The 19,245-nt window shown below is 60.7% G+C and carries 21 protein-coding genes; 13 read left to right on the plus strand and 8 right to left on the minus strand.

Annotated elements, in window-relative coordinates; genetic code table 11:
* Positions 1-17 precede the first annotated feature (17 nt).
* Entirely contained in the window at positions 18-896 is an 879-nt protein-coding gene (locus tag BSY240_RS01475) for an ABC transporter substrate-binding protein (RefSeq protein WP_069043778.1), read from the minus strand.
* Between the two features lie 246 nt (positions 897-1,142).
* Here BSY240_RS01475 and BSY240_RS01480 point away from each other — a divergent pair, with 246 nt between their 5' ends.
* The 8 genes from BSY240_RS01480 (at position 1,143) to BSY240_RS01515 (ending at position 9,252) form a co-directional block, all read left to right on the plus strand.
* Complete coding sequence (locus tag BSY240_RS01480; protein WP_054151069.1) at positions 1,143-1,487, plus strand: antibiotic biosynthesis monooxygenase family protein; 345 nt, start codon at positions 1,143-1,145, stop codon at positions 1,485-1,487.
* A 7-nt stretch (positions 1,488-1,494) separates the two neighbouring features.
* Positions 1,495-2,013 carry a heme utilization cystosolic carrier protein HutX gene (gene hutX / locus BSY240_RS01485; RefSeq protein ID WP_069041179.1) on the plus strand — a complete coding sequence of 173 codons (519 nt, stop codon included), beginning with the start codon at positions 1,495-1,497 and terminating at the stop codon, positions 2,011-2,013.
* A gap of 120 nt (positions 2,014-2,133) precedes the next feature.
* A complete protein-coding gene (locus BSY240_RS01490) occupies positions 2,134-4,722 on the plus strand; it encodes a mechanosensitive ion channel family protein (RefSeq protein WP_069041180.1) in 2,589 nt (862 codons plus the stop codon).
* Positions 4,723-4,832: 110 nt separating this feature from the next.
* Positions 4,833-5,105, plus strand: a complete 273-nt coding sequence (locus BSY240_RS01495; RefSeq protein WP_054151066.1) for a hypothetical protein — start codon at positions 4,833-4,835, stop codon at positions 5,103-5,105.
* A 151-nt stretch (positions 5,106-5,256) separates the two neighbouring features.
* Positions 5,257-6,081 (plus strand): response regulator, encoded by an 825-nt coding sequence (locus BSY240_RS01500; protein WP_054151065.1) that lies wholly within the window; start codon positions 5,257-5,259, stop codon positions 6,079-6,081.
* 193 nt (positions 6,082-6,274) lie between these two features.
* Positions 6,275-7,489, plus strand: coding sequence for a diguanylate cyclase (locus tag BSY240_RS01505; RefSeq protein ID WP_442856006.1), 1,215 nt, complete (start codon positions 6,275-6,277; stop codon positions 7,487-7,489).
* A gap of 78 nt (positions 7,490-7,567) precedes the next feature.
* A complete protein-coding gene (locus BSY240_RS01510) occupies positions 7,568-8,494 on the plus strand; it encodes an ABC transporter ATP-binding protein (RefSeq protein WP_069041182.1) in 927 nt (308 codons plus the stop codon).
* A complete protein-coding gene (locus BSY240_RS01515; RefSeq protein WP_069041183.1) occupies positions 8,491-9,252 on the plus strand; it encodes an ABC transporter permease in 762 nt (253 codons plus the stop codon). Before BSY240_RS01510 ends, BSY240_RS01515 begins: the two co-directional genes overlap by 4 nt.
* 10 nt (positions 9,253-9,262) lie before the next feature.
* On the opposite strand, the gene BSY240_RS01520 is transcribed toward BSY240_RS01515, so the two are convergent.
* The 3 genes from BSY240_RS01520 to BSY240_RS01530 are packed head-to-tail and all read right to left on the minus strand — an operon-like array spanning position 9,263 to position 11,003.
* Positions 9,263-9,964, minus strand: a complete 702-nt coding sequence (locus BSY240_RS01520) for a TIGR02281 family clan AA aspartic protease (RefSeq protein ID WP_069041184.1) — start codon at positions 9,962-9,964, stop codon at positions 9,263-9,265.
* Positions 9,961-10,182 (minus strand): DUF1289 domain-containing protein, encoded by a 222-nt coding sequence (locus BSY240_RS01525; RefSeq protein WP_069041185.1) that lies wholly within the window; start codon positions 10,180-10,182, stop codon positions 9,961-9,963. The genes BSY240_RS01520 and BSY240_RS01525 overlap by 4 nt, the downstream gene beginning before the upstream one ends.
* Before the next feature lie 35 nt (positions 10,183-10,217).
* Positions 10,218-11,003: an adenosylcobinamide-GDP ribazoletransferase gene (locus BSY240_RS01530; RefSeq protein WP_069041186.1), complete on the minus strand. Its 786-nt coding sequence runs from the start codon at positions 11,001-11,003 to the stop codon at positions 10,218-10,220.
* A 124-nt stretch (positions 11,004-11,127) separates the two neighbouring features.
* Here BSY240_RS01530 and cobT point away from each other — a divergent pair, with 124 nt between their 5' ends.
* Positions 11,128-12,150 carry a nicotinate-nucleotide--dimethylbenzimidazole phosphoribosyltransferase gene (gene cobT / locus BSY240_RS01535; RefSeq protein ID WP_069041187.1) on the plus strand — a complete coding sequence of 341 codons (1,023 nt, stop codon included), beginning with the start codon at positions 11,128-11,130 and terminating at the stop codon, positions 12,148-12,150.
* Complete coding sequence (locus BSY240_RS01540) at positions 12,143-12,565, plus strand: diacylglycerol kinase (RefSeq protein WP_054151058.1); 423 nt, start codon at positions 12,143-12,145, stop codon at positions 12,563-12,565. The genes cobT and BSY240_RS01540 overlap by 8 nt, the downstream gene beginning before the upstream one ends.
* Here BSY240_RS01540 and BSY240_RS01545 read toward each other — a convergent pair whose 3' ends face one another.
* Positions 12,566-14,101, minus strand: coding sequence for a sensor histidine kinase (locus BSY240_RS01545; RefSeq protein ID WP_069041188.1), 1,536 nt, complete (start codon positions 14,099-14,101; stop codon positions 12,566-12,568).
* Positions 14,102-14,219: 118 nt separating this feature from the next.
* Between BSY240_RS01545 and BSY240_RS01550 the strand changes: the two genes are divergently transcribed.
* The 3 genes from BSY240_RS01550 to BSY240_RS01560 all read left to right on the plus strand — a co-directional run bounded on the left by BSY240_RS01550 (position 14,220) and on the right by BSY240_RS01560 (position 16,030).
* Positions 14,220-14,786, plus strand: coding sequence for a thermonuclease family protein (locus BSY240_RS01550; protein WP_069043779.1), 567 nt, complete (start codon positions 14,220-14,222; stop codon positions 14,784-14,786).
* A gap of 44 nt (positions 14,787-14,830) precedes the next feature.
* Entirely contained in the window at positions 14,831-15,475 is a 645-nt protein-coding gene (locus BSY240_RS01555; RefSeq protein WP_069043780.1) for a uracil-DNA glycosylase family protein, read from the plus strand.
* 66 nt (positions 15,476-15,541) lie between these two features.
* On the plus strand, positions 15,542-16,030 hold the full coding sequence (locus BSY240_RS01560; RefSeq protein WP_054151055.1) for an Lrp/AsnC family transcriptional regulator: 489 nt from the start codon (positions 15,542-15,544) through the stop codon (positions 16,028-16,030).
* A 13-nt stretch (positions 16,031-16,043) separates the two neighbouring features.
* On the opposite strand, the gene BSY240_RS01565 is transcribed toward BSY240_RS01560, so the two are convergent.
* From BSY240_RS01565 to BSY240_RS01575, 3 genes are all read right to left on the minus strand, one after another.
* A complete protein-coding gene (locus BSY240_RS01565) occupies positions 16,044-16,730 on the minus strand; it encodes a DNA alkylation repair protein (protein ID WP_069041189.1) in 687 nt (228 codons plus the stop codon).
* Positions 16,727-17,599 (minus strand): NAD(P)-dependent oxidoreductase, encoded by an 873-nt coding sequence (locus tag BSY240_RS01570; RefSeq protein ID WP_069041190.1) that lies wholly within the window; start codon positions 17,597-17,599, stop codon positions 16,727-16,729. Before BSY240_RS01570 ends, BSY240_RS01565 begins: the two co-directional genes overlap by 4 nt.
* A 71-nt stretch (positions 17,600-17,670) precedes the next feature.
* Positions 17,671-19,236 (minus strand): hypothetical protein, encoded by a 1,566-nt coding sequence (locus BSY240_RS01575; protein ID WP_069041191.1) that lies wholly within the window; start codon positions 19,234-19,236, stop codon positions 17,671-17,673.
* Positions 19,237-19,245 lie beyond the last annotated feature (9 nt).

A 19,245-nucleotide genomic window follows, 5' to 3' on the forward strand; every position in this document is an offset into this window, starting at 1 on the left:
GGCCAGCGTGTTCACGATTACTGCCCTTCCGGATAGAGCATGGCGTTCAGGTCACGGGCGGCGTCGGCAGCACGCGGTCCAAGACCGAGGAGATAGAGGCCGTCCATGGTGAGGAAGGCCTTGTTCGCGCCGGCCGGGGTTGCTGCAAGGGAGGGGAGCTCAAATGCCTTTTCGGCCGTCAGATGCTGGGCGCCGCCGCTCATCACGAGGATAACGTCGGGGGCTGCGGCAATCACCGCTTCATCGGTCAGCGGCTTGTAACCGGAGATCGTGGACACGGCGTTCTCGCCACCGGCCAGCCGGATCATCGCGTCTGCAGAGCTCTCACTGCCGGCCGCCATGACGCGTCCATTGGCGAGGGAGAGAGCGAACAGGACTTTCTTCTTCGGCCCTGTTGCCGCCTTCACCTTGTCTTCAATGGCTTTGAGGCTGGCCTCGACCGATTTTGCCAGTTCGTCTGCCTTTTCCGCGCGCCCGATTGCCTGGCCGATGGCGCGGATCTTTGCTGGGATAGCCGATGTTTCAGGGGGCGAGGGGATGCTGACGAAGCTGAGGCCGCTCGCCTTGAGGATGTTGATGGAATCGATAGGGCCGGCACCGGCTTCCGCGATGATCAGATCGGGTCTTTGGGAGAGGACACCTTCTGCCGAGACCTGGCGAACATAGCCGATATCAGGCTTGGAGCTTGCCTCCGGCGGATAAAGGCTCGTCGTGTCGACGGCGACCACCCTGTCCCCCTCGCCGAGCGCATAGATGATCTCCGTCACGGTGCCCCCGATCGCGACGATCCGCTCGGCATCCTTGGCCCCTGCCGTCTGCGGCAGAACAAGCGTCAAAGAAAGCGAGAAGGCGAGGGCGGAGATGAGCTTGCGGCGGGATGGGCGAATGGACAACATGGATGTGCTCGAACCTATGATCCGGGCGCCCGGAGGCAGGCACAAAGCCGTCTCCGGATCGCCGATAATGAAAATACGCATGTGCGGGAAGCTCCCGACATTTAACTTGACTGTGCTACACAAGTTTAAATAGGAAGGCAACAGATCGCGGTTGTTCCAGTAGGCCGGATTTCGGGGTAAACTCGTCAGCCGCCGATGCCCGACCGCGACGATCAGATCTTGTCTTGCAAAGAGGGAAACAGACCCATGTACATCGCCATGAACCGTTTTCGCGTCGTCCCGGGCTTCGAGGAAGCCTTCGAGAACCAGTGGAAGGCCCGCGAAGGCCGACTGGCTGAAATGCCGGGCTACATCGAATTCCACATGCTGAAGGGCCCGAAGGCCGAAGACCATACGCTGTACGCTTCGCACACCGTCTGGGAAACCCATGGCCATTTCGTCGCCTGGACCAAGTCGGAACAGTTCCGCGCCGCCCATGCACGCGCCGGCGAAAGCAAGGTTCAGTATCTCTCCGGTCCGCATTTCGAGGGCTTTGACGTCATCATCCATGAAGATCGCTCGGGCAAGCGCTCGGCTTCCGAAGCTGCGTGAGGCCTAGATGGACACGTTGACGCAAAGCCACGGCGAAAGACGCGAGCGGGCGCTGGCGGCGCTCGCCGAAAAGCCTGACGGTGTCATCGAGCAGATCGCCGCCAAGGCCGAGGTGACGCCTGCCGACGTGCTCGCCATCCTCCCGGAAGGGGCCGCTGTGGTGGTGCCTTCCGAGAAGTGGGAGCCGATCTGGAAGGACCTCACATCCTGGGGCGAGATCCTGATGATCGTCCACACCGAAGACATCGTGCTCGAAGTCGAGGGCAGTCTGCCCGAAGGCAGCGAGGGGCATGGCTGGTTCAACATCCATGGCGACAGTCCGATCGGCGGTCACATCCGCAAGGAACGTTGTGTCTCGATCGCTTTCGTCGATCGCGGCTTCCATGGGCGCCGGTCTTGTTCTGTCTGGTTCATGAATGCCGACGGAAAGGCTATGTTCAAGGTCTTCGTCCGTCGCGACAAGGAGCGCAATCTCCTGGAAGATCAGGTCGCGCGTTTCGAAGCTTTGCGACAGACTTTCGCCTGACGCATCAATTTGGCCCGCCGGTCCGTCAGGGGCGGCGGGTTCTTCCATTAAGCCCTTCTTTCTTTTGCCTTTAACTGGATCTATTGTCCTGCGGCTTTCATCCACGCACTGGACCACGTTTTGATCCGATTCCGTTCGATTTCTTTCGCCGTCGCGCTCAGCCTGCTGGCGGCGGGCTCTTCTTTCCTGCTTACGCCAGGCGTCGGTCTGGCACAGGACACCGATGCCACGCCGGCGGTGACTGAGCCGGCCCCGGTTGAAGCGCCCGAGGGGCCGCAGCTGCAACCTGAGACATTGGCCCCGGCTGCTGCCCCGGTCGCGCCGCCGCCTCAACGTGACGAGCAGATCGTCGCCGCCGAGAAGCGCGTCGAGGAAGCGCGAGCGCGCCTGACCGGCCTGCGCGATCAGGTCGAGAAAAACCTCCAGGAAGACGGCGTCCTTGCAGATCTCAAGGTTCAGTCCGATGCTCTCGGGCGGGAAGCGCTTGCGATTACCGTCGATTTGCGTCCTCGGATCGATGCCATTCAGGGTCGGTTGACGGAACTGGGCGAGCCACCCGCCGAGGGGCAGCCCGCCGAAAGCGCGAGCGTCGCTGAGGAGAGGTCGCGGCTCAATGCCGCGCGGGCGGAAGTCAATGCGCTCACCGGCCAGGCCGAGGATCTGTCGATCGAGGCGAAGACGCTGTCCGATCGGGTCTCGGACACGCGTCGGGCACTGTTTACCAGCCGGCTGCTCGAGCATACCGAAATCAATGGAAGTGTGCTCGAGGAGGCGCTCCAGTCTTTCTCCGCCGATGCGGCGCGGGTTCAGCGCAGCATCACGAGCTGGCTGAGCTTCGTCATCAAGTTCAAGGCCTTGCAATTGGCCATTGCAGTTTTTCTATCGATGGCCTTGGCTTCGCTGATCCTGTTTGTCGAGTACCGACTGTTCGGACGGATCAACAGGCGCGATCCGACCAACGAAGCCCCCTCCTATCTCAGCCGCTTCTCGGTCGCCTTCTTCTCGACGATCCTGCCGTCTCTGGCACTGAGCTTCTTTCTGGCTTCCACCTATTTCCTGCTCGATACGTTCAATGTGCTGAGAACCGACATCGCTCCGATCGTTGCATCGGTCTTTGCATTGATCGGTCTTGTCTTTTTCGTCATGGCCATTTCAAGAGCGGTGCTTGCGCCCGCGGCGCCAAACTGGCGGTTGGTCAAGCTTTCAAATAAGGGAGCGCGCGACCTCAGTATCGCAATCTTCCTGATGGCGCTCGTCAACGGCCTCGACTACGTCGTGTCCGTCATTAACGAGAGCTACAGCTCGCCAGTCGTGCTGACGGTGATGCGCAGCTTTGCCTCCTCCGTGGTCATCGGCCTGCTGCTGTTCTTCGTGTCCTTCCTGCGGCCGGTGCTCGCCGAGTCAGGCGATCCCGCTGTCCGGGGACGGCCCTGGCCACGGGCGGTGGCGATCACGCTTCGGATTGTCGGCGCCGTCCTGATCCTCGCTGCTGCCATCGGCTATGTCGGGCTCGCGCGTTTCCTCGCGACCCAGATCGTTCTCACGGGCGCGGTTCTGGCGACGATGTATATCGGCATCCTGACCGGCAAGGCGATTTCCGCTCCCAATCAGTTCGGTGAAACCAGGGTCGGTCGGTTTATCGGCCGCCGTTTCCGCCTCTCGGCTGTCGTGCTGGACCAGAGCGGTATCGGCGCCGGTCTGGTCATCTACGCCTTTGCGCTCGTGACCGGCATTCCGCTCATCCTGATGTCCTGGGGGTTCCAGCCGCGCGATCTGCAGCTCTGGCTCTTCAACCTCTTTACCGAGATCAATGTCGGCACGATCCGCATCTCGATCTTCGGAATTCTCGGCGGTATCCTGCTTTTCGCTGCCGGCCTTTTCGTGACGCGCTGGTTCCAGAAGTGGCTGGACGGCAATGTCATGGCGCGCAGCCATATCGACGGCGGCGTGCGCAATTCGGTGAAGACCGGTGTCGGTTATCTCGGTACCGGCATTGCCGGCATCATCGGCATTTCCGCAGCCGGTATCGATCTCTCCAGCCTGGCGCTTGTTGCCGGTGCCCTGTCTCTCGGTATCGGCTTTGGCCTGCAGAACATCGTCTCCAATTTCGTCTCCGGCCTAATTCTGCTGGTCGAGCGACCCTTCAAGGTCGGCGACCACGTGATCACGGGGGTCAATGAAGGCATCGTCAAGCGAATCTCGGTCCGTGCGACCGAAATCGAGACCTTCCGGCGCCAGTCGATCATCGTGCCGAATTCCGAGCTCATCAACTCGCCGCTCGGCAACTGGACGCATCGCAACCGCATGCAGCGCTCCGAAGTGCCGGTCAGCGTGGCCTATGATGCCGATCCGCAGGAGGTGATTGACGTGTTGCTGGCCGTGGTCAACGAGCGGACCGACGTCTTGCGCAATCCCGAGCCGCATGTCGAGTTCTTGCGCTTCGGAGCATCCTCGCTCGATTTCGAACTTCGTTTCCACCTCGGTGACATCGCCGATGGTCTGCGGGTGCGCAACGAAGTCCGTATCGAAATCCTCAGACGTTTCCGCGCCCGCGACATCGTCATGCCTTACCCGCATCAGGACGTCATGCTGCATCTCCAGGAGCATGACCGGCAAGCTCTTGTCCGGCGCAAGAAACGGGCGGACGATCGTCCCGAGGTGGCGGAGGAATTGTCTCCGGACCCGGATGATGACAAACTCCTGCCATGAACGCCGCATTCAGCCGCCATTCAGGCCAAATGGGGCACAAGAGGGGCAGGAGCGGTCGGAAGTGTACCGGGCGCGATTGAGAGGACGGAGCCTTTGGCTCCGCTATCGGCATGAAGCAGTTCTATGCGCAGCTGGTTGTCGTGGTTGTTAGCAGCTTGTTGGCGGGGCCGACACTGGCAGCCTCGGTGCTGAACACCGGCAGCTCCGCCGTGGTTATCGTCGTGGTCGAAGAAGGCACACGAACCGAGATTTCGCTCGATGCCGGGGGCTCCGACACGATCTGCGCATCCGGGTGTTTCCTGACGCTGCCCAACGGAGACCGGATCGGGCTCGCCGGTGATGAAACCGTCGAAATCAAGGATGGTATCGCCACCATCAAGTGAACGGCTTTGACGCTGCTCGCCGAGATACCTGGATATTCTTGAATGCTTAACTATGCGGGAGTGTTGATACGGGCCGAGGGCCTGAGTTAACGCTTCCGCAAAGGGCCTTTGTTAGATGTCTTACAAATAAACAAGACAGTGAAGGCTGGTCATGGCAGTTCTCGGCATTTCTGGAATGCAGTATTCGGGAGAGACTTTTCCCGACGTTCGGATTGTTCTCGGTGAGGACTCCAATGTCTTCACGCAGATGATCAGTCAGCGCCTGAAGGAGCTGATGGGTGTCGACATCGAGATATGCCGCACGTTCGAGGACTTGCAGATGGCCAATGAGCTGTCGCAGGAGCCGGTGGTGCTGGCGATCTCGAACATCAACCTGCCGGGCGCCGAAAACGGCGAAGCGCTGGAATACCTGATCGACTGCAACATCCCGACCGTGGTCTTCACAGGGACTTTCCAGGACGAGATGCGCGAAAAGCTGCTCGCCAAGGACATCGTTGACTATATCCTCAAGGACAATGTCTTTGCCGTCGAAATGCTGGCGGAGTCGGTCTATCGCTTCTTGACCAACCATCGTCATCACGTTTTGATCGTCGATGACAGCCCGACCGCACGCGCCCTTCTGTCGAGCCGCCTGCGCCGCTACAATTTCCGCGTCAGCCTCGCCGAGAGTGGCGCCAAGGCGATCGAGATCCTGAAGGCCAATTCGGATATCGGCCTCGTGGTCACAGACTACAACATGCCCGATATCGACGGTTTCGAACTGACGCGACGCATCCGTTCGGTGCGCGGGTCGCATGAACTGCGAATCATCGGCGTCTCGTCGTCGACCAACCGACTGCTGTCGGCACGCTTCCTGAAGGTTGGCGGAAACGACTTCATGCTGCGTCCCTTCATCGACGAAGAGTTCTATTGCCGCGTGAACCAGAACCTGGACACGCTCGTTCAGATTAAAGCTGCGCAAGCCCGCAAAAAATAGGTGCGACTTATAATTAAGGTCGCTAGTGTTCTGCCGAGGGAGGAGGTCGCTTATTGAGCGATCTCGGGAATTCGGTGGATGTTTTATGTATTTTTCTGAGCAGTTTGACACCAAGCCCGCTGTCGTGGGTTCAAAACGCGCGGAGCAGGGCCGAGTCCTGATCATCGAGGATTCCCGCGCGGTCTCCCAGGTGATGCGTCACCGATTGGAAAACGACTTCTTCTGCCAGGTGACCCAATGCGCCTCGGCAGACGTCTTTCGCAACGTGGTGCGCGGCGGTGAGAAGTTCGACGTCGCAGTCGTCGATTTGAACCTGCCCGGTGCATCGGACGGCGAAATTCTTGATGCCGTGATCGCTCAAGGAATTCCGGCGGTCGTGTTCACTGCCGACTTCAATCGTGACCTGCGCGAGCGTCTGCTGCAGAAAGGCGTCGCCGATTACCACGTCAAGAACAATGAAGGCGCGATCGACCTCGTCGTCTCGTCGGTCTTGCGCCTCCTTGGCAATCGACAGGTCGGCGTGCTCGTCGTCGACGACCTGCCTTCGGCCCGGGCCATGCTGGCCGATCTCCTGCGTGTGCAGAAGTTCCAGGTCTACGAGGCGTCGACCGGATATCAGGCCATGGATATCCTGACGCGCCAGCCGCATATCGAGCTCGTGATTACCGATTACAACATGCCTGACATGGACGGCTATGAACTGACGCGACGAATCCGTCGCGACCACAATAGCGACCGTCTGAGGATCATCGGCATTTCCTCGTCCGCCGACCGCCTCTTGTCGGCAAGCTTCCTGAAGGCCGGCGCGAATGACTTTGTCTATCGTCCCTATGTCATCGAGGAGTTGCAGTGCCGTATCCAGCACAATATCGAAACGCTTGCGCAGCTCAGGCAGCTCCGCGTGGCCGCGTTCAGCGATTATCTGACAGGTCTTCCTAATCGTCGCTTCTTTTTCGACGAGGGGCCGGCGCAAGTGGCAGGACGTCTCGAGCGGCGCGAGCCATGCTGCATCGCCATGCTCGACATTGATCATTTCAAGAAGCTCAACGACACCTATGGCCATGAAATCGGCGACCGGGTTCTGCAGGCGGTCGGTGCCAAGCTCGCGCGCCGGCTCGACGGCAGCGGTCACCTCATGGCCCGGCTTGGTGGCGAGGAGTTCAGTGTCTTGATGCTGGGCCTCGATGTCGAAAAGGGATCAGCGCTCTGCGAGACATTGCGGCGCGAGATCGAGAGCCTGCGAGTGGCACTCGACGACCAGGATATCAACGTGACCATCTCGATCGGGCTTGCGGAAATCGCCGGACGGGAGAGTTTCAGCAATTATCTCGCAGCGGCCGACCAGTTGCTTTACCTCGCGAAGAGCTACGGCCGGAACCGTGTCTATTCCGAGACCATGCTTTCCTGACCTGAATTCCATTGCGCTCTGGTCGTGCTGCGGGCGCATGCCCATATGTGTGCGACCATCCGCAGCCCGGAGAGTCAAATGCCTCCCATTATTTCTATCAATTCTCTCTCCAAGACCTATTCCAACGGTTTCAAGGCGCTCGACAGCGTCAGTTTCGACATTGAAGAAGGCGAGATCCTCGCACTTCTCGGTCCCAACGGCGCCGGCAAGACGACGCTGATCTCGATCATCTGCGGCATGACCAATCCCAGTGGCGGGCAGGTGACGGTCTCCGGTCATGACGTGGTCAAGGACTTTCGCAAGACCCGGGCCGAGATCGGTCTGGTGCCGCAGGAACTGACGACCGACATGTTCGAGACGGTGTTCAACACAGTCAGTTTCTCGCGGGGCCTGCACGGCAAGAAGCCCGATCCCGCCTATATCGACCAGATCCTTAGGGATCTCAGCCTCTACGAGAAACGCAACAATGCGCTTCGCGAATTGTCGGGTGGCATGAAGCGGCGGGTGTTGATCGCCAAGGCGCTGTCGCACCAGCCGCGCATCCTCTTCCTCGACGAGCCCACCGCCGGCGTCGACGTGGCGCTGCGCAAGGACATGTGGCAGCTCGTCGAGCGCCTGCGCAAGACCGGCGTGACCATCATCCTCACCACCCACTACATCGAGGAGGCGCAGGGCATCGCCGACCGTGTGGGCGTCATCAATCGTGGCAAGCTGCTGCTGGTCGAGGAGAAGAATGCGCTGATGCGCAAGCTCGGGCGCAAGCAATTGACCATCGTGCTCACCGAACCCATCCAGGCGATACCGGCAGACCTCGCCGGCTATTCGCTCTCACTCGGCGAAGACGGACGCGAACTCGTCTACGACTATGAACTTGGAAGCGAAGACGGTGAGATTGCCCGGCTTCTGGCTGCGATCGATGCCGCCGGCCTGAAATTTAGCGATGTCTCCACGCGCCAGACGTCTCTGGAGGACATTTTCGTCTCGCTGATCGGAGAGGCTGCATGAACATCGAAGCGATCAAGTCCATCTATGTCTACGAGATGGCACGGATGCGCCGCACACTGCTGCAGAGCGTGATCTCGCCCGTCCTGTCCACAGCGCTCTATTTCATCGTCTTCGGGGCAGCCGTTGGCTCGCGCATGGAAGAGATCGGCGGTGTCTCCTATGGCGCCTTCATCACGCCCGGTCTGATCATGCTGGCGCTGATCACCCAATGCGTCTCGAATGGTTCGGCGGGCATCTATTTCCCGAAGTTCACCGGCACGATTTATGAAATCCTCTCGGCGCCGGTGGCGATGACGGAGATCCTGATCGGCTATGTCGGAGCTGCTGCCACGAAGGGCATGATGATTGGGCTGATCATCTTGGCAACGGCGATGTTCTTCGTCGATCTGCAGATCGAACATCCCGCGCTCATGCTGTTTTTCATGGTGCTCACATCGATCACATTCAGCCTCGCCGGCTTCATCATCGGCATTCTGGCGAAGAATTTCGAGCAGTTGAGCCTCGTGCCGTCGCTGGTCGTGCCGCCGCTCACCTTCCTGGGCGGCACCTTCTACTCGATCGACATGCTGCCGCCGTTCTGGCAGGCGGTGAGCCATCTCAATCCGGTGCTCTATCTGGTGAGCGGTTTCCGCTGGAGCTTCTTCGAGGTGTCGGATGTGCATCCGCTCATCAGCCTCGGCATGATCGCTGTCTTCCTCGCTGCGTGCCTTGGTTTTCTCGCCTGGATCTTCAGGACGGGCTACAAGCTCCGGCCCTGAACCGGCTCCCTCAGTCGCGCAGCCTGAGTTCGTCTGTCTGCATCTGCATGGAACTCAGGGTCGAGAGAAAACTCATGCCGAGAAGGCTCTGGTCGAGCAGGCCTTCTTCGAGCACGACAGCATCCACGTTTGTGCGGATGATCGGGCCGAGCCGCATTTCGGGAATGCGCAAGGGGGCTGCGGAGGCGCGGCCGTTGGCGGTAAGCACCGTGCGGGTGAAGCTAAGCTCGCCGGGATCGATGCCCATCAGCATGGCGTCCTCGTAACGCAGTGCGACGGAACTCGCTCCGGTGTCGATCAGCACGGGTACTGCGACGGCTCCAATCTCGACCGTGGTCTCGAAATGCCCACCGAGCGCCTTGTGCAGGATCACTTCGGCGGAACCATCGGCTGTCGTTACTGTAATCGCCCGTCCCGGAATCAGGCCTGCCAAGACGCGCTCGCCAACGCTGCGAAAATCGCCGCGATAGAGATAGCCGGTGACGAGGACGAGAGCGATCAGTACCCAGATCGCCATCTGGCGCAGGCTTTGGCCCAGATTGCGCCGGCCGACCAGAATGCCGGCTGAGATCATCAGCAGGATTGGGAGCGCCACGACCAGGCGGCCGAAGGCTTCGTTGTCCAAGCCGAAGCTTTGGCCGCTATCGTGGTTCATCACGAGAATGACAAGGCCGATCGCGAGAATGGCGATGCCGATAACAAACCGCATCAGCCGCCCTCGCGTTCACGCACCAGGCGCGTGCGGCGTGTCTCGCGGCGGGGCTTGCGCTCGACGTTTTCGAGCCGCGCCGGCAGTTCAGCCATGATCGATCGCCGCTCGAGGCCGGTATAGCTCGTCCACAGGCCGATCTCTTCGCGCGTTCGGCCGCATCCGAAGCAGTAGCCGGTCTTGTCATCGATCGAACAGATCATAATGCAGGGAGATTCCATCGCGAGCCCTTTGGTTTCGCTCCTATATCGGTCGCTCAGAGAATGATGGCAAGGGCCACGAGGAAGGCGATCTCGCAGAGTTGTTGACTGGCGCCGATCGTGTCGCCGGTATGCCCCTCGATGCGCCTGCGGCAGTGGCGCGTGAAGGCCGCCACGATGCCGGCCGCAAACAGGCCGGCGGCAGACCACGCGTGGAACGGGAGGGCAAGGAGGCCGATGCCGGCCGTCAATACGCCACCGAGAAAGAGGGCTATGCGCGTCGCCTCCGGATCAGGGGCGCCGGCCGATCCAGCCACGCCATCCGGCCGAGCCGAGGGCAGGGCGGACCAGTGCCAGACCATCAGGCTTCGGCTGAGGTTTGCTGCAGCCAGCCAGGCAAGGGCCATGGCAAGCGGTGGTAGGGTTTCGATCAGGATCGCGAGCGCCGCGACACGGAGCGCGATCGACAGGATCAGCGCCAGCGCACCATAGGTGCCAATGCGGCTATCCTTCATGATCGCCAGCGCCTTCTCGCGGCTGCGACCACCTCCGAGCCCGTCCGCGGTGTCTGACAGGCCGTCCTCGTGCAGGGCGCCGGTCAGCATGACCTGCAGCCCGATACCTATCAGAGCCACAAGCACCGGGTCGACACCGGAGGCCGACAGGAGTGCCATGATCGAGGCAGCGGGGAGGGCGATGATCAGGCCAGCCAGCGGGAATCCGGCGACCGTGCGGCTAAGGCTTCCGTCATGGCCTGCAAAGAAGCGATCCGGTACCGACAGGCGGCTGAGGAAGGAAATGGCACGCGCCGTTTCCGTGACTAGGTTCTCGACGACCTGCATGGTTCCTTTCCGTTTTGTCCTCGACCGACTGCGTCGCTTTTTTGAGTTGAGCGGTGCGGGTCCGGTCTTTAAGAGAGAGGCCACAAAGCCTGATTTGCTGGAAGAATACAAGGAAGCCCGACCCATGAGCGTTACCGGCCTGCCATTCGACGATTTTCGCACGCTGTTGCGTGACCTGCCGGGACCCAGCACTGCGGCGCTCGTGGCGGCGCGCGAACGCGACAAGCAACTGACCAAGCCGCCGGGCGCGCTTGGACGGCTCGAAGAGATTGCCATGTGGCTTGCCGCCTGGAGTGGTCGCGCGCCTGCGGTCAATCGTCCACTGGTCGCGATCTTCGCCGGCAATCACGGGGTTACCAAGCATGGCATCACGCCGTTCCCGCCGTCGGTCACCCAGCAGATGGTCGAGAATTTTGCAGCCGGCGGCGCTGCCATCAACCAGATCTGCGTGACGCATGATCTCGGCCTGAAGATCTTTGACCTCGCGCTCGACTATCCGACCGGCGACATCACCTGTGAAGCGGCACTGTCGGAGCGCGATTGCGCCGCGACCATGGCCTTCGGCATGGAGGCGATTGCCGGCGGAACCGATCTTCTTTGCATCGGTGAAATGGGCATCGGCAACACGACGATTGCGGCCGCGATCAATCTCGCGCTCTATGGCGGCGAGGCAGAGGACTGGGTCGGTCCGGGCACTGGCTCGGAAGGCGATGTTTTGGCGCGCAAGGTTGCCGCCGTCAAGCAGGCGGTCGAGTTCCACCGCGAGCATCTGTCCGATCCGCTCGAAGTCCTTCGTCGTCTCGGCGGTCGCGAGATCGCCGCAATGGCCGGTGCGATCCTCGCAGCCCGTATGGAAAAGATCCCGGTCCTGATCGACGGCTATGTCGCAACGGCGGCTGCCTCGATCCTGAAGGCGGCCAATCCTTCCGCGCTGGATCACTGCCTGATCGGCCACGTTTCGGGCGAGCCTGGTCATCTGCGTGCAATCGAACGCCTCGGCAAGACGCCGCTTCTGGCGCTTGGCATGCGGCTCGGTGAAGGCACTGGAGCCGCCCTCGCGGCCGGCATCGTCAAGGCTGCGGCGGCCTGCCATTCCGGCATGGCAACCTTCGAACAGGCTGGGGTATCCAACAAGTCGCATGAGTGATCGCACATCAAAGCCCGGCGATGCGGAGCCGCTCGCCTCTAAAGTCATCAAGAAGAAGACAGGTATCGCGCATCTCTTTGCCGCCGCTCAGTATTCGGCTCAGGGATTTCGACGTCTGATCCAGGAGGCGGCCTTCCGGCATGAGCTTCTGGCGTTTGTCGGCGGTCTGGTCGTGTTCGTTCTCGTCGGTGCGAGCCTCTTTGAATTCCTCGGCTTCGTCGTTCTGATGATGCTGATGTTTTCGGTGGAGGCGCTCAACACCGCGATCGAAGAACTCGTCGACCGCATCTCGCCGGAGATCTCGACGGTCGGCCGCAATGCCAAGGATCTCGGATCCTTCGCCGTCTTCTGCCTGATCATGGCCAATGGCGCATTTGCTGCTTACGTCGTGATCAGCCGGCTGTTTCTCGCCTGATCAGGCGAATTGCCGGCGGCGCGGTTCGATGGCTTTGACTTCCGAGACAGCCGGCAGGCTTTCGAGGACGCGGCTCGATGGCAGGATGGCGATGACTTCCGTGCCTTCCCTGAGCTTCGACTTCAACTTGAATTCGCCGCCATGCTTGGCGAGGATTGCCTGGACGATCGGCAGGCCGAGCCCCGTGCCCTGTTCGGCACTCTTGATCGCAATCGAGCCCTGACCGAAGGCGGAGAGGACGACGGGGATTTCGTTTTCCGGAATGCCCGGGCCGTTGTCCTTGATCGAGATGTATTGTCCGCCGCCGGCGGTCCAGCCGGCCTTGACCATGATCTCGCCGCCCTGAGGCGTGAATTTCACCGCATTCGACAAGAGGTTTAGGATCACCTGGCGCAAAGCCTTTTCGTCGGCCCAGAGTGACGGCAGTGCCTTTTCGAATTGCTGGTCGATGCGGATGTTCTTCGATTTGGCGCGCAGTTGGATCATGCCGATGCAGTCTTCGGCGACCTCCAGGAGAGATACGCTTTCTTCGCTCAGCTCGTATTTGCCGGCCTCGATCCGCGACAGGTCGAGGATCTCGTTGATCAGTTCGAGCAGATGGCTTCCCGAGCGATGGATGTCTCCAGCATATTCCTTGTAAAGCGGGTTGTTCAGCGGCCCGAGCACTTCCGTCGCCATGACCTCGGAAAAGCCGAGGATGGCGTTGAGCGGGGTGCGCAGTTCGTGGGACATGGAGGCGAGGAAGCGCGACTTTGCCATATTGGCCTCTTCGGCCCGACGCCTTGCCTCATCGGACAGGGACTTGGCGACTTCCAGTTCGGCGATCAGGTCGTCCTTTTCCGTCTGGAAGGACAGAAGCTTGAGATTGGCCTGATGCAGTCGGTTGGTGATGTAGATGAAGAAGATCAGCGCCGTGGTGAAAACCGCCGTCAGGCCGATGTCGAGGATATTCCGGCCGGTGATCGACACGACGGTCAGCGCGGCCACCGTGGGCAGGAAGCCGAACAGCACGGCCTGACGCAAAAGCATGCTGGCCATGGCCGTAATGGAAAGGGCCACCAGCAGCACGGCACCCTTGTAGAAGGTGAAGGCGGTCGGGTTGCAGGTGTCGCAGTCCTGCAGGACGAAGATCGCCCAGGACAGTCCCATGGCTGCCTGCGCGGCCAGCAGGATGCGACGCCATCTGATCTGGTTTTCCGGCGAGATTTCGGTCTTGGATGCGCGCCTGACGATCAGGATGCCGATTGCATGCATCGTGAGCGCAAAGAGGCCCCAGATGATGAAATGCGGCTGCGCAGTGAAATAGGCACCGGAGGTCGCGATCAGTAGGATCGTGATCGGGATGACGGCCGCACCCTGCAGGCAGGCGCCGACATGCATCGCGAGGATCTCTGCATCGAAGGCCGGGGAGGTGCCCGGGCCCGTCTGAAGACGTTCGCGGGTGGTCCGGACAGCGCGCGTCGTTGCCCTGTTGCGATTGTGTCGCGTCAGGTCGAGAACGTTTTTGTCCGCCGATGTATCTACGCCGTTACTCATTGCGTTGCAGTCTTCCGCGCCTTGGTGAACCCTAGCGGGGAAATCTTAAGAAGATCCTGTCTTGGAAGGTTTTGTTTGCCATGTGTAAAAAGGATCTGTTGTTGAAGTGGGTGGAAATGTGACGAGACACGTTCGGCGCCTGCGCGACCTGGTGCTAGGGCTCGCCATCCTGGCGCTCGCATTGCTTGTCATCGCCAAGCTCGAGAACGAACAGGCGCTGCGCTTTTCCGGCTTGTTCTCAGTGATCGATGGCGACACGCTCATCGCAGACGGCGAGCGGCTGCGCATCGAAGGGATCGATGCACCCGAACTTTCTCAGGTTTGCAAGGCGGCGGATGGGGCACCCTATGCCTGCGGCGAGGAGGCCCGCCGTGCCCTGATTGCGCTCGTGTCCGGGCGTGGCTTCGAATGCACAGGTACACGCCGTGATCGTTACGGCCGGTTGCTCGTGGTCTGCAAGCGGGGCCTCGACGATCTCGGGGAGATACTCGTGCGGACCGGGTCTGTCGTTGCCGATGGACGTTACCTTGCGAGTGAGACAGAGGCCCGACGGGCAGGCGAGGGGATCTGGCGGGGCGATTTCGAGCGCCCAGCCGACTGGCGACGACAGCGACAGATCGATGAAGCGGAACTCACGGGTTGGGTCGAGGCGTTACCGCCGCGATGGCTGACACATTGGTTTTGAGGACGAAAGAGAGAATGGCCGCTGACAATCCTTCGCTGCCGAGCATGCCCCGCGGTGACGTGCCGCCGACGATCGACGCCTTGTCGAGCGCAATCGCCCGCTGTCGCATTTGTCGCGATTGTCCGGCCGGAGGTCCCGAGCGGCGGATGCCGCATGAACCGCGACCGGTCGCCTGGCTTTCGGCGACAGCACGGGTGCTGATTGCCGGGCAGGCGCCGGGGCTTCGGGTGCATGAGACGGGCATCCCCTTCAACGACGCCTCCGGTGACCGCCTGCGCCAATGGTTGGGCATTGATCGCGACACCTTCTATGATCGCAGCAAGCTGGCGATTGCGCCGATGGGCTTCTGTTTTCCCGGCTATGACGAGAACGGACACGATCTGCCGCCGCGCCGGGAATGTGCGCCGCATTGGCGACAGACGGTGATGGATGCCATGCCGCGGGTCGAGCTCATTCTCGCCATCGGGCAATATGCGCAGGCCTGGCATCTTGGACGGCTGCGCCGCAAGACCATGACCGAGACGGTGACCCATTGGCGGGACTTCCTTCTCGCCAATCGCGAGGGGCCACGCGTCTTGCCCCTTCCCCATCCGAGCTGGCGAAACACGGCCTGGCTGAAACGTCACCCCTGGTTCGAGGCCGAGGTGCTGCCGGTGCTGCGACGAGAGGTTTCCTTGTTGATAGCTTGAAATGATTTTCCATAATTTTTATCAAATCGGCTATATCAAGAAAAATCAGTTTTTATAGGGTTTGCCATGGACCGCCTCGATCGCAAAATTCTCCGTATTCTTCAGGAAGATTCGACGCTGGCCGTTGCCGATCTCGCCAAAAAGGTCGGGTTGTCCACGACGCCTTGCTGGCGCCGCATCCAGAAGATGGAAGAGGACGGTGTCATCCGTCGGCGCGTGGCCTTGCTCGATCCGGCCAAGGTCAACACGAAGGTAACGGTGTTCGTCTCGATCCGCACGTCCAGTCACTCGATCGAATGGCTGAAGCGGTTCTCCGAGGTGGTGTCCGAGTTTCCGGAAGTCGTCGAGTTCTACCGCATGAGTGGCGATGTCGACTATCTGCTGCGCGTCGTCGTGCCTGACATCGCGGCCTATGATGCCTTCTACAAGCGCATGATCGCCAAGATCGAGATCCGTGACGTGTCCTCTGCCTTTGCCATGGAGCGGATCAAATACACGACCGAGTTGCCGCTCGACTACATGGTCCTCGACAATAATAAAGCCGGCGAAGAATAGACCGCGGTGGCGATTACCTGAGCTTCGCGATCCGCTTGGGGTCGCGCATTTCCCGCAAGGCATCCTTGCCGATCCAGCGGGCTGTGGCATCGCTCTTTCCCGCCAGTTTTTGAGCCACAAGGACCGCACCCGTGTGGCAGGCGCGGCTGCGCTTGCCCGTGTTGCGCAAGGCCCAGTTCACAGCCTTCTTGACGAAGTTGCGGGGATCGGTGGCGTGCCGCTCAATCAATGGCAGCCATTCGAGGAACGTCGCGTCCGGCTCATTCCGGTTGTGAACAGTCGCGCCCGCGATCATGGCGAAGGCGCTTCTGCGGATGAACTCCCGGTCGTCGGCGGCGAAGTCTTCAACCAGTTTGCGCCAGCCGGGCGTCCCGGTCAGCAGGTCGGCCGCCGCGTCGACGATTTCCCACGAGTTGAATTCGTCGGCGAGCCGCCGGATGTCGTCCGATGACAGCAGCGTCGGAACGAAAGTCCAGATCGCCAGCAGGCGCGCTTCTCGTATGCCGGATGCCCAGAGGTCTTTCGCGCGCGCCTGATTCGGGCCGATCACCTTGGCCATCTGCCGCAAAGCGGGATTGCCGATGCCAAGGGCATCCTCGGTGACAATCCCGTAGCGCGCCAAGCCGGCTATGTTCTCCTCCGACCGCATCGAGCGCAAGTATGCGATGATCTCGGCTGCGGTGGAGGAGGGGCCGATCATTTTGTTTCGAGCCGGGCCAGCAGGGAAGATGTGTCCCAGCGGTTGCCGCCGAGTTTCTGCACCTCGCCGTAGAACTGATCGACGAGCGCCGTGACCGGCAGGTTCGCACCGTTGCGGCGCGCTTCCGAGAGCACGATGTCGAGGTCCTTGCGCATCCAGTCGACGGCAAAACCGAATTCGTATTTGCCCTGGTTCATGGTCTTGTGGCGGTTTTCCATCTGCCAGGAGCCGGCAGCCCCCTTGGAGATGACCTCTATCACCTTTTCGATGTCGAGCCCGGCCTTCTTGCCGAAATGCACGCCCTCGGCCAGGCCCTGGACGAGGCCTGCAATGCAGATCTGGTTGACCATCTTGGTCAACTGGCCAGCGCCGGCGGGGCCCATCAGGCCGACCATGCGGGCAAAGGAGTCGATGATCGGCTTGGCGGCCTCGAAGGTGTCCGGTTCGCCGCCGCACATCACGGTGAGCACACCGTTTTCAGCACCTGCCTGGCCGCCCGAAACCGGGGCGTCGATGAAGCCGCAGCCTTTGGCCGCGGTGGCTTCGGCGAGTTCGCGTGCGACCTCGGCGGAGGCCGTGGTGTTGTCGATCAGGATCGCGCCCCGCTTCATGGCGGCAGTCACGCCGTTTTCGCCCAACGTGACCGAACGCAGGTCGTCGTCGTTGCCAACGCAGGTGAAGACGAAATCTGCGCCCTCTGCGGCCTCAGCCGGGGTCAAGCCATGGCTGCCGCCGAACTTCGCCACCCAGTCCTCGGCCTTGGCCGTCGTGCGGTTATAGACCTTTACCTCGTGGCCACCCTTGACCTTCAGGTGTCCTGCCATGGGAAAACCCATCACGCCCAAACCGATGAATGCGACCTTTGCCATTTCGTCTCTCCTGCCTTGCGGTATGAGACATGCATAGTCGAAGCTCCGTGGCCTTGAAAGGCCTTCTACTGTTATTGGGCAGTGTCGGGGGCAGCCGCTTTCCGACGGATCTCATCGTCCGGGGTCAGTTCAAGGCTCATCTTGCCCAGACGGCTTGAGATCTCGTTCCACAATCGCCGTAGACGGCGAACATGGAGGTCGTCGCCGATCCAGTCCATCAGATGCTCGATGGCCCGCGAGGACATCTCCGGCGTTTCACTGATGGTCGTCAGTGCCCAGATGCTGAATTCCCGCGCATCGACTTCCTTGATCTGCCCGTCTGCACCGGGAATCAGGAATTTTGCCGTACTCGTTTCCTGAACGTGCTTCATCGGCCCGGTCGGGGCCAGAAGAACTGCTGCATAGATGCGGTCAAAGGCATCGATTGCCTTTTCTTCCGTTGAGGTGTCGCTGTTACGGTTCTGTTTCAGGGCCCGTTCTAGGTCGAAGATCGTGCGGACGTTGAACTGGCGCAACAGCAGAAAACGATCGAGACCGACGACGCAGCACAGTTGGGCCTGGGCGATCCAGTCGACCGTCTGGTAGATGCCGAAGGGTGTTTCGATGTGCAGCATGATCGGATTGTAGGTGGCGAGCGATTGCACATCTGAGATGCCGCATTCTTCCAACCGGAAGCGCGTGAAGAAATCGATGCCGTCGATCGCGTCGAGCGGCACGACCCTTGTCCACTCGATGAAGCGGTTGTCGGATTGCTTGATCCAGTTGATCTGGCTCCCCACCTTGACGAGGATGAACTGGAGCACGCTGCCGGGCAGCAGGCCGAAGGCCAAGCCAAGCAAGATCCAGAGAGAGGACAGCTCGGTGACGGGCGCGGTTCTCTCGATGCTGATCACCTCCTGGACCGAACTGAGATCCGGCAAGGCTCGATAGAGTGCGGCCGAGGCAAGCACCGAGATCACGATCATCGCCGCCTGTCGGATCATCGTGTAGCCGTTCAGATCGAAGACCGCGAGCGCCTGGATGAGATAGCGCAGAGAGGACAGGTAGGCGCCGACAAATGTAATCGCTGCGACCGTCAGGACGTTTTCGGCGAGCTGCCTGAGGTCGGTTGCAGCGGTATCTGCCGCAAAATTCATTCCTCCGACGGTCAGGAGGTTGAAGGTCGGAATGCTTGGGCAGTCCCCGGTCGGTGCAAGACATCCAAAGCCTGAGAGGGTCAGCGTAAACCCGGCAAAGACGACCAGCGAATAGGGAAGGGCCGCGACGAGCAGTCTCATGTCACCGCGATTGAGGAAAAACCGTGTCTGTGAGATCGTCTCGTTGATCTCGGTGATGATGTCTTCCGGAGATCGTCCTGTGTGATGCGCACTCGCGTCACCGTTCTCTCCATTGCCTCTCACATCGGCGGCATATTTGGTCCGGACAAACTCGAAGGAGGGGCTCGTCGCATCCTCAGCCTGATCGACGACCGGAAAGGTTTTGACGTAGTCCCGGATGAGGCGCAAACGCCGCAACCTGATCTCGTATCGCCCGAAGATCAAGGCGAAGACGGTCACCAGAGAGATTACAAACGCTAAGATAAGCGTCCAGATGACGGGCCCGCTCCCGCCAAGCGCAGTGGCAACTTCTGTTTGCATGACTTCCCC

The sequence above is a fragment of the Agrobacterium sp. RAC06 genome (assembly GCF_001713475.1).
Lineage (GTDB): Bacteria > Pseudomonadota > Alphaproteobacteria > Rhizobiales > Rhizobiaceae > Allorhizobium.